Raw genomic sequence first — 9647 nt, 5'->3', positions numbered from 1 at the left:
CCACATTCACCATCGCCATCGCTGGCAAGCCAGCTCCCACAAGGTGCTCATCCAGGCTTAAGCGAGTTTCTTGCGGATCCAGTAGAGGTAGGTACCTGCCTCTTCATGCTGCCCGACCAGTTCATGGTCGAGGAACACACAAAACTTGGGAATGTCACGCCGGGTCGACGGGTCGGTGGCAATCACCTTAAGCAGACCACCAGGCACCAGGTCACGGATGTGCTGGTGCAACATCATCACCGGCTCCGGGCAGTTGAGGCCGGTGGCGTCGAGGGTGCCGTCGACCGGCGTATCAAGCATTTCACTCATGATTCACTCCTGAAACTGGCCGACATTGTCGCGCAATGTCGGGTGTTCGGTCATCTGTGGCATAACACGCTCTCCCTGTAGGAGCTGCCGAAGGCTGCGATCTTTTGATCGTGATCTTTATCTTTCAAGGTTGCTGAAGATCAAGATCAAAAGATCGCAGCCTTCGGCAGCTCCTACGAGGACGGCGGTCTTTGGGGCTTTTAAGGCTGGTGAAGATCGAGATCAAAAGATCGCAGCCTTCGGCAGCTCCTACGGGGGTGTGGGGTTAGCGGGATTTGGGCTTCTTTACATCAATCCTGCGCAAATGACAGGTCACCTCTTCGCGGTCGTGATACAGCTGCTTGCAGCCAATCTCCACCCGAATGCCCCGCGCCTTGAAGCCCTCGGCAATCCGCTCGAGCAAGCGCTTCACCTCGGCATAGCGCTGCTTCATCGGCAACTTCAGGTTCACCACCGCCTCACGGCAATGCCCCTCGCCAATCCACTCCTCCAGCATCGCCGCATTGCGCGCGGGCTTCTCGACGATGTCGCACACCATCCAGTCCACCGGCTGCTTGGGCTTGAAGGTGAAACCATCCGCCATCAAATGCTGGACCAACCCGGTTTCCATCAGGCTTTCCGCCATCGGCCCGTTATCGATCGCCGTCACCAGCATGCCGCGGTTCACCAACTGCCAGGTCCAGCCGCCCGGCGCCGCCCCCAGGTCCACACCGGTCATGTCACTGTGCAACCGCTCATCCCACTGATCCCGCGGGATAAAGTGGTGCCACGCCTCCTCCAGCTTCAACGTCGAACGACTCGGCGCCTCGCGGGGAAACTTCAACCGTGGAATGCCCATCGGCCACATCGCCGAATTGTTCGACTCCGCCAACCCCATGAACACTTCGCGGCCACTCTTGAACGTCAGCAGCAACCGCGGTTTGAGCGGGTCTTCCACCAACTTGCCCGCCGCCATCAGCGCCTTGCGCAAATGCACTTCGAACTTCTTGCAGAAATTCGACAGCTCCTTGCCATCGTTGGTATCGACCATCTCCAGCCACAAACTGCCACACAGCGGAAAGTCAGCCATGTGCGCCAGGATCACACTGATACGGTCAGTCTCAGGCAGCTCGATAAACATCCCGCGAGCCCACTGGCGCGGGAAAATCAAATCGGCAAACCGCTGCCCGCGCATCAGGCGCTCGGCGCCGTCTTCCTCGGTGCAGATAAACTCGGCAAAGGCGCTGGCAGTCTTGGCCTTGGCATAACCGGCCACGTTCAAACGGGCCGCATGCTCGGAAATCTCGGAGCAGACTTCGCCTTCGAAGCCCGGCCGGCAATGCATAAAGAGGGTGTTCATTATTACTCCTGGGCAGATGACGAGGAATTCAGCCACTGCGCGATGCCCAGGCTTGCGTTGAAGCAAAGCCTGTCACGAAAACCGGCGCATGATAGCCGAGTTCGGAACCTTGGACCTGTCCATAGAGTCCAGTTATTAGCGTTAAGCCGCAAACAGGACTAGGTTAAGACCTCAGTTCGTCCCCTCAGTCCGTAGCCGTGCGGATCAAAAGGAGTGATCGTAATGCCGTCCCTCGATAGCCTGAAAACCCTCAAGACCCTGCAAATCGACGACAAGACCTACCATTATTTCAGTCTGCCCGACGCCGCCAAGAGCCTCGGCGACCTCGACAAACTGCCCATGTCGTTAAAAGTGCTGCTGGAAAACCTGCTGCGCTGGGAAGATGAAAAAACCGTCACCGGCGCCGACCTCAAGGCCATTGCCGCCTGGCTCAAGGAGCGCCGCTCCGATCGGGAAATCCAGTACCGCCCCGCCCGCGTACTGATGCAGGACTTTACCGGCGTCCCCGCCGTGGTCGACCTGGCCGCCATGCGCGCCGCCATGGCCAAGGCCGGCGGTGACCCGCAACGCATCAACCCGCTATCCCCCGTGGACCTGGTCATCGACCACTCGGTGATGGTCGACAAATTCGGCAGCGCCGGCGCCTTCGAGCAGAACGTCGACATCGAAATGCAGCGCAACGGCGAACGCTACGCCTTCCTGCGTTGGGGCCAGAGCGCCTTCGACAACTTCAGCGTCGTGCCACCGGGCACCGGCATCTGCCACCAGGTCAACCTGGAGTACCTGGGGCGCACCGTCTGGACCAAAGATGAAGACGGCCGCACCTACGCCTTCCCCGACACCCTGGTCGGCACCGACTCCCACACCACCATGATCAACGGCCTGGGCGTACTCGGCTGGGGCGTCGGCGGCATCGAAGCGGAAGCGGCGATGCTCGGCCAACCGGTGTCCATGCTGATTCCGGAAGTCATCGGCTTCAAACTCACCGGCAAGCTCAAGGAAGGCATCACCGCCACCGACCTGGTGCTCACCGTCACCCAGATGCTGCGCAAGAAAGGCGTGGTCGGCAAATTCGTCGAATTCTACGGCGACGGCCTCGCCGACCTGCCCCTGGCCGACCGCGCGACCATCGCCAACATGGCCCCGGAATACGGCGCCACCTGCGGCTTCTTCCCGGTGGACGACGTCACCCTCGACTACCTGCGCCTCTCGGGCCGCCCGCCAGAAACCGTCAAGCTGGTCGAGGCCTACTGCAAAACCCAGGGCCTGTGGCGCCTGCCGGGCAAGGAACCGGCGTTCACCGACAGCCTGGCCCTGGACATGTCCAGCGTCGAAGCCAGCCTCGCCGGGCCGAAACGCCCGCAAGACCGCGTCTCGCTGCCCAACGTCGCCCAGGCCTTCAGCGACTTCATCGATCTGCAATTCAAACCCACCAGCAAGGAAGAAGGTCGCCTGGAAAGTGAAGGCGGCGGTGGCGTGGCCGTGGGCAACGCCGACCTGGTCGGCGAAACCGATTACGAATACGACGGCCACACCTACCGCCTGAAAAACGGCGCCGTGGTCATCGCCGCCATCACCTCCTGCACCAACACCTCCAACCCCAGCGTGATGATGGCCGCGGGCCTGGTGGCGAAAAAAGCCGTGGAAAAAGGCCTGACCCGCAAACCCTGGGTCAAAACCTCCCTGGCCCCCGGCTCGAAAGTCGTCACCGACTACTACAAGGCCGCAGGCCTGACCCAATACCTCGATCAACTCGGCTTCGCCCTGGTCGGCTACGGCTGCACCACCTGCATCGGCAACTCCGGCCCACTGCCGGAACCAATCGAAAAAGCCATCCAGAAAGCCGACCTCACCGTTGCCTCCGTGCTGTCCGGCAACCGTAACTTCGAAGGCCGCGTGCACCCGCTGGTGAAAACCAACTGGCTCGCCTCCCCGCCGCTGGTCGTCGCCTACGCCCTGGCCGGCACCGTGCGCACCGACATCAGCAGCGAACCCCTGGGCAACGACCAGGACGGCAACCCGGTCTACCTGCGCGACATCTGGCCCAGCACCCAGGAAATCGCCGACGCCGTTAACCAGGTCAACACCGCCATGTTCCACAAGGAATACGCCGAAGTGTTCGCCGGCGACGAACAATGGCAAGCCATCGAAGTGCCGCAGGCCGCCACCTACGTCTGGCAGGACGACTCCACCTACATCCAGCACCCACCGTTCTTCGACGACATCGGCGGCCCGCCGCCTGTGATCAAGGATGTCGCCGGCGCCCGGGTCCTCGCCATGCTCGGCGACTCCGTCACCACCGACCACATCTCCCCGGCCGGCAACATCAAGGTCGACAGCCCCGCCGGCCAATACCTGCGCAGCAAAGGCGTGGATCCCCGGGACTTCAACTCCTACGGCTCGCGCCGTGGCAACCACGAAGTGATGATGCGCGGCACCTTCGCCAACATTCGCATCCGCAACGAAATGCTCGGCGGTGAAGAAGGCGGCAACACCATCTACATCCCCACTGGCGAAAAAGTCGCGATCTACGACGCCGCCATGCGCTACCAGGCCGCCGGCACCCCGCTAGTCGTCATCGCCGGCCAGGAATACGGCACCGGCTCCAGCCGCGACTGGGCCGCCAAAGGCACCAACCTGCTGGGCGTCAAAGCCGTCATCGCCGAAAGCTTCGAACGCATCCACCGCTCCAACCTGGTCGGCATGGGCGTACTGCCCCTGCAATTCAAACTCGACCAGAACCGCAAAAGCCTCAACCTCACCGGCAAGGAAACCCTCGACATCCTCGGCCTGACCGGCGTCGAACTCACACCACGCATGAACCTGACCCTGGTCATCACCCGGGAAAACGGCAGCCGCGAGAAGGTCGATGTGCTGTGCCGAATTGATACGCTAAATGAGGTTGAGTACTTTAAATCGGGAGGGATTTTGCATTACGTGCTGCGCCAGTTGATTGCTTCGTAACTGAGGACGATGTTGGTGCTTCAGGCCCTGTTTCTTCGGTAACGGCGCCTGGAGCCCTTTCAACCAATGACTTGAATGCACTCGAACCACTGTGGGAGCCAGCCTGCTGGCGATGGCGCCCTCACAGCCAACCAATCTCCCACGACCAAACCCAATCCACTGTAGGTGCAAGCTTGCTCGCGATGGAGGTTAACGATATATCCCTGTGCTCAGTATTCGCGCTATTAAAAGCATCGGTGCTTGGGTCAAACCGCAGCTAGTACTCGGTGTCGTCATCAATTTTGAAATGCAGGATCCACGACCCTATCTGCCTAAATGCCCCACACTAAAGCGAGCTAACCTGAAACAAGGAAATGTTCATGCTCGTAATGCCCTGGCCATACCTGACACTCCTCACCGCCGGCTACGTCCTGGCGCTCACCTACGGTCAACTGTCCCTGCAGGCCAGCATCCCCATCACCCTGCTCCTGCTAGCCGGCTTCGCCGTCCAACCCCAAAACCACCGCTACGCCCGCTACCTCGGCCACAGCCTGTTCGTGCTCATCGCAATAGCCCTGGCCCTCCACTACCTGCCCGGCTTCCACAACGCCCAGGTCATCGAGCCCCAACGCTTCAGCGACAACGCCGTGCCCTTCTCGATGTACCTCAACCTCGACAAACCCCTGCTCGGCTTCTGGCTGCTGCTCGCCTGCCCCTGGCTCATCGCCCAACGCGCCTTCAGCCCAACCCTGAAAACCAGCGCCATCGCCCTGACACTCACCGCAGTCGCCACCTTCACCTGCGCCTGGCTGCTGGGCATCATCGAATGGGCCCCCAAATGGCCCGACGTCGCGCGCATCTGGCTCCTCAACAACCTGCTATTAGTCACCCTGGTAGAAGAAGCCCTGTTTCGCGGCTATATACAGGGCGGCCTGAGCCAACGACTCAAACACCTGCCCTACGGCGAACACCTCGCCGTGTTACTTGCTGCAACAGTTTTCGGGCTGGCGCACTGGGGCGCCGGCGGGCAGTGGGTGCTGCTGGCAACCCTGGCCGGCATCGGCTACGGCCTGGCCTACCGCTTCGGCGGACTGGCCGCCGCCATCGCCACGCATTTCGGGTTAAACCTGCTGCACTTCGGGTTGTTCACCTACCCAATGCTGGCGGGATAGCCATCACGGCCAAGCAAACGTCCGTATGACAGAAAGTTCCTACAGAGCCTTGACCCTCCCCCCCTACGCCACTAGAGTGCACGCTTTTAAAATGGCCCCGGCAGCATTAGTGCACCGGAGAAGGCCGTACTGTTGCGCTGGAAAGGAATTCCATCCCCCTCCTCCTGCTGCCCGTGCGGTCACCACACTCGTTTCCGTAACCTGCGCAGCCCTATGTTCAATAAAATCCTGGTTGTATGCATCGGCAACATCTGCCGCAGCCCCACCGTAGAAGCCCTGCTTAAAAGCAAGCTGGCTCATCGCGGCATCGACGTAAGCTCCGCCGGCCTCGGCGCCCTCGTGGACAAATCCATGGACGCCACCGCGCTGGAAGTCCTGCGCGAGCACGGCGGCGACCTGCCAGACCATAAAGGTCGGCAATTGACTCGAGAAATGCTGCAACAGGCCGATGTAATACTGACCATGGAACAGCGCCACGTGGACAGCATCGCGCGAATGGCCCCGGAAGTACGCGGAAAGACGTTCCTGCTAGGCAAGTGGCAGAACAACCAGGAAATTCCCGACCCGTACCGCCAGCAGAAAGTCGCATTCGAACACGTCTACCAGTTGATGACGCAAGGCGTCGACAGCTGGTCGCAAAAATTATAATCACCTCTTGTAAAAGTACCCCGCATGCCAAGCCAAAACAGCCTACCTATTCAGGATCACAGCGACGACGATGACAACATCGATCTGCTCGCGCTATTCGGCACTTTGATTGATAGTAAGTGGATTATTATCGGTATTACTGCGTTTTTTTGTTCAATCGGCGTGGCGTATGCACTACTGTCAACACCGATATATCAAGCGAACGCTCTGGTCCAAGTCGAGAAAAAGAAAGGAGGCATGGCCGCGCTAGGTGGAATGGGGGACGCGAGTGAGATGTTCGGAGGCACGTCTGCGGCGGTGACGGAAATTGAGCTGCTGAAGTCTCGAGCAGTACTTGGCAAGGCCGTCGAGAACTTGAAGCTCGACATCATCATCACGCCAAATTATTTCCCTCAGATTGGCCGCTTCTTAAGCCGACGTTTCCAACCAACGAGCTCGAACCCTCTCGCCTCTCCATTATTCGGCTTGAACAGCTTTGCATGGGGCGGAGAAAACATCGAAATATTTCAACTCGATGTGCCAGATCAATATTTAGGGAAGGCACTAACTCTCCGTGCTGAGGGCGACGAGAGCTTCAGTCTGTTCAACGAGGACGAGAAGCTACTCGTGAATGGGAAAACTGGCGAAAAAATCGAACAAAATGGTTTCAAGGTGCAAATCGCTAAGTTAGTTGCAAATCCCGGGGGACTCTTTTACGTAACCAAGCAACGTCGCCTTAGCACCATCCTCCAGTACCAAACAAGTCTGGATGCCAGCGAGCGAGGAAAAGAATCCGGCATCATTGCGCTGTCTCTTGAGAGCGCTGACCCTGCACAGGCTAGCAAGATACTTGATGAGGTTAGCCAGCTATACGTCTTGCAAAACGTGCAGCGCAACTCTGCCGAGGCAGCACAAAGCTTAGAGTTTCTGCGTACCCAATTACCAGATGTGCGTAAACAATTGGAAAAAGCAGAAGGGCAACTGAACTCCTATCAGACTAGTGCCCGCTCAGTGGACATTACCATCGAAACAAAAGCCGTCCTTGATCAAATTGTAGCCCTAGAAACACTGATCTCAGAGCTTAAGTTAAAGCAGGCAGAGATGGAGCACCGCTTCACTCGTGAACACCCAGCTTACCAAGCCTTGATGACTCAAATGGGCCAACTAGCCGGACAAAAAATTGCATTAGAGAAAAAAATCAAAAACCTGCCAGAAACTCAGCAGGAATTGCTAAGACTAGCTCGCGACATGCAGGTAACAACTGAAATTTATACGCAACTCCTGAACAAAACCCAAGAGCTGGACATTGTACGCGCGGGAACGGTAGGAAACGTCCGCGTAATTGATTCGGCGGATGCCAATATCGAAGAACCGGTGAAACCGAAAAAACCTCTAATTGTGCTGATTGCCACGCTGCTCGGCTTATTAGTTGGCATAATTTACGTGCTCATTCGTAAAGCACTCAATCGCGGCATCGAAGACCCAGAAGTCATTGAACAACTAGGAATTCCGGTCTACGCATCCATTCCTCTAAGCAAAGGACAATCTTTGATTGAGTGCAGCGGGAAAGGAACCGGGCGCGCTAGCTCCGGATCGCTCCTATTGGCGATAAACAACCCTGCAGACCTAGCTGTAGAATCCCTACGAAGTTTACGTACTAGCCTACACTTTGCGACGTTAGAAGCGAAGAATAACATCCTCATGATATCCGGCCCTAGTCCGGCGGTGGGTAAATCCTTCGTTTCATGCAACTTGGCCGCTATCATCGCCCAGACTGGACAAAAGGTTCTACTCGTCGACGCCGACATGCGTAAAGGCTATCTGAACAAATTATTCCGTTTAGAAGTGAGCAATGGTCTATCAGACCTATTGTCTGGGAAAATCGACTTAGCCACCGCGACCCATGTCACCGAAGTGGAAAACCTAAACTTCATCACGCGTGGGCAGATCCCACCAAATCCATCAGAACTACTAATGCATAGTAATTTCACCCAGTTCTTGGAAACAGTTAGCAATCAGTACGACTTGGTGATAATCGACACCCCGCCGATACTGGCGGTTACAGATGCGGCGCTCGTAGGACGGCAGGCTGGTACGAGCCTGATTGTTACCCGTTTCGGCGTTAACGCGGCGAAGGAAATTCAAGTGACAAAGCGTCGCTTTGAACAGAATGGTATCGTAGTTAAAGGCGCGATTTTCAACGCGGTAGAGCGCAAAGCTTCAGCTTATGGTTACGGCAACTACAGCTACTACCAGTACGAATACGCATCCGACAAGTAACACCCGACCAAGACACCCGAACAATCAGGGCAGCGATTCTGCCCTGATCTGCCTAAGAGAATTTCCCGCATGCCCCCTCAGCACCCGCCACCACGCTGGTATCTGATCCAGTGCAAGCCGCGACAAGACTCACGTGCGGAGGAAAACCTGACGCGTCAAGCCTTCAAGTGCTACCGCCCCACCCAACACGTCGAACGCATCCAACGCGGCCGCCGGACCACTTCGGTGGAGTCATTATTCCCAGGGTACCTGTTCATCCAGCTCGATCAGCTTAACGACAACTGGCACCCGATCCGCTCAACTAGGGGAGTCAACCAACTAGTCACATTCGGAAAACAGCCGATCGCCGTAGCTAATGAACTCATCGAACAACTCCAACAACGGAGTCGGAATCAACTCACCGCCCCGCCAGAAGACTCCATAGCATTTGAACCCGGTGACCAAGTGCGCATCAACAGCGGCTGCTACAAAGAACTCGAGGCCATCTTCCTCTCCCACGACGGCGCCGAACGCATCGTAATCCTTCTGCAACTCCTACACCGCGAACACACCCTGAGCGTCCCGATCACCGCGATAGAAAAAACCTGACACCTCTTCAACCTAAAAAACAAAAACAATCCATTCTTCCCCACGTCCGTAGACGCTGCCGAAGGCCGCGATGTTTTTTGATGTAATATCCTTCGTAACACCGATCACTTGAGCCGCAATACCATCCTTTACACGCGCCACACAACCTCGCTTCAATGCCCCGCCCTGCATCCAGTGCCCCCCCCGAAAAAATCCTAAAACTCGCCGGTGACTTCAGATGCCACCGTTGTGATCCATCACAAAAAACCTACAGCTCCGTCTATAGGATCTTTCTTATAAAACTGTTTTGCCCTTCACTTTTCCCACCAAATCAGTAAAATGCGCCGTCGGCTGAGGTAACTTCTCATTTCGGCAGGATGCCATTGCACAGTCATAGCGTTGTGCAGCAG

Annotated in this window: 7 protein-coding genes; 5 read left to right on the top strand and 2 right to left on the bottom strand. The window is 57.3% G+C overall.

What is annotated here, in order from left to right; translation table 11 throughout:
• Positions 1 to 57: 57 nt before the first annotated feature.
• Entirely contained in the window at positions 58 to 309 is a 252-nt protein-coding gene (tusA, locus tag HYI44_RS08830; protein ID WP_045062389.1) for a sulfurtransferase TusA, read from the bottom strand.
• 265 nt (positions 310 to 574) lie between these two features.
• Entirely contained in the window at positions 575 to 1648 is a 1074-nt protein-coding gene (gene rlmM, locus HYI44_RS08825; RefSeq protein ID WP_045062387.1) for a 23S rRNA (cytidine(2498)-2'-O)-methyltransferase RlmM, read from the bottom strand.
• Between the two features lie 222 nt (positions 1649 to 1870).
• Here rlmM and acnA point away from each other — a divergent pair, with 222 nt between their 5' ends.
• The 5 genes from acnA (at position 1871) to rfaH (ending at position 9258) form a co-directional block, all read left to right on the top strand.
• A complete protein-coding gene (gene acnA, locus HYI44_RS08820) occupies positions 1871 to 4612 on the top strand; it encodes an aconitate hydratase AcnA (protein WP_225569204.1) in 2742 nt (913 codons plus the stop codon).
• Positions 4613 to 4971: 359 nt separating this feature from the next.
• Positions 4972 to 5763, top strand: a complete 792-nt coding sequence (locus tag HYI44_RS08815; protein ID WP_225569203.1) for a CPBP family intramembrane glutamic endopeptidase — start codon at positions 4972 to 4974, stop codon at positions 5761 to 5763.
• A gap of 213 nt (positions 5764 to 5976) precedes the next feature.
• Positions 5977 to 6411: a low molecular weight protein-tyrosine-phosphatase gene (locus HYI44_RS08810; protein WP_122838149.1), complete on the top strand. Its 435-nt coding sequence runs from the start codon at positions 5977 to 5979 to the stop codon at positions 6409 to 6411.
• A 24-nt stretch (positions 6412 to 6435) separates the two neighbouring features.
• Positions 6436 to 8670, top strand: a complete 2235-nt coding sequence (locus HYI44_RS08805; protein ID WP_225569202.1) for a polysaccharide biosynthesis tyrosine autokinase — start codon at positions 6436 to 6438, stop codon at positions 8668 to 8670.
• Positions 8671 to 8739: 69 nt separating this feature from the next.
• Positions 8740 to 9258, top strand: coding sequence for a transcription/translation regulatory transformer protein RfaH (gene rfaH / locus HYI44_RS08800; RefSeq protein ID WP_225569201.1), 519 nt, complete (start codon positions 8740 to 8742; stop codon positions 9256 to 9258).
• Positions 9259 to 9647 lie beyond the last annotated feature (389 nt).

The organism is Pseudomonas sp. Y24-6 (assembly GCF_020295325.1).
Lineage (GTDB): Bacteria > Pseudomonadota > Gammaproteobacteria > Pseudomonadales > Pseudomonadaceae > Aquipseudomonas > Aquipseudomonas gregormendelii.
This window is presented reverse-complemented; position numbering and strand designations above follow the sequence as displayed.

Excerpts from the sequence above, each read along its gene's own strand:
- tusA (WP_045062389.1), bottom strand. The coding sequence starts at position 309 with ATGAGTGAAATGCTTGATACGCCGGTCGACGGCACCCTCGACGCCACC.
- rlmM (WP_045062387.1), bottom strand. The coding sequence starts at position 1,648 with ATGAACACCCTCTTTATGCATTGCCGGCCGGGCTTCGAAGGCGAAGTC.
- acnA (WP_225569204.1), top strand. The coding sequence starts at position 1,871 with ATGCCGTCCCTCGATAGCCTGAAAACCCTCAAGACCCTGCAAATCGAC.
- HYI44_RS08815 (WP_225569203.1), top strand. The coding sequence starts at position 4,972 with ATGCTCGTAATGCCCTGGCCATACCTGACACTCCTCACCGCCGGCTAC.
- HYI44_RS08810 (WP_122838149.1), top strand. The coding sequence starts at position 5,977 with ATGTTCAATAAAATCCTGGTTGTATGCATCGGCAACATCTGCCGCAGC.
- HYI44_RS08805 (WP_225569202.1), top strand. The coding sequence starts at position 6,436 with ATGCCAAGCCAAAACAGCCTACCTATTCAGGATCACAGCGACGACGAT.
- rfaH (WP_225569201.1), top strand. The coding sequence starts at position 8,740 with ATGCCCCCTCAGCACCCGCCACCACGCTGGTATCTGATCCAGTGCAAG.